The following is a 363-nucleotide window of genomic DNA, read 5'->3' on the forward strand; positions in this document are numbered from 1 at the left end:
TGGTCTCGTGGGCTCGGAGATGTGTATAAGAGACAGCTTATGCGCAGAGTGACGATATTGGTATTATTCCTGCTGGTTTCACTGACCTGGGGGACCACATGGCTGGCTATGCGGATAGCCGCTGAAACTATCCCTCCGGTGTTTGCAACCGGGATGAGGTTTATGTTTGCAGCTCCATTCTTAATCGGCATTGCATGGTTAAGAAAAACACCGCTTTTATTTCCACGCGGACAACGCTTGTTCCAGCTTGTAATTTGTATTTTTTATTTTGCCATTCCTTTCTCATTAATGATTTATGGTGAAACATATGTCAGCTCCGGGCTTGCCTCCATTATATTTTCAAACATGCCTGTGGCTGTTTTG

General features: G+C 44.9%; 1 protein-coding gene. It reads left to right on the plus strand.

Annotation, left to right across the window (positions count from 1 at the left end):
* Positions 1 to 39: 39 nt before the first annotated feature.
* Positions 40 to 363, plus strand: a 324-nt coding sequence (locus ACNQ0T_RS23315) for a DMT family transporter (protein WP_417930395.1), incomplete at its 3' end; no start/stop codon positions are given.

It is taken from the genome of Enterobacter cloacae complex sp.6700776 (assembly GCF_048284255.1).
GTDB lineage: Bacteria > Pseudomonadota > Gammaproteobacteria > Enterobacterales > Enterobacteriaceae > Enterobacter > Enterobacter intestinihominis.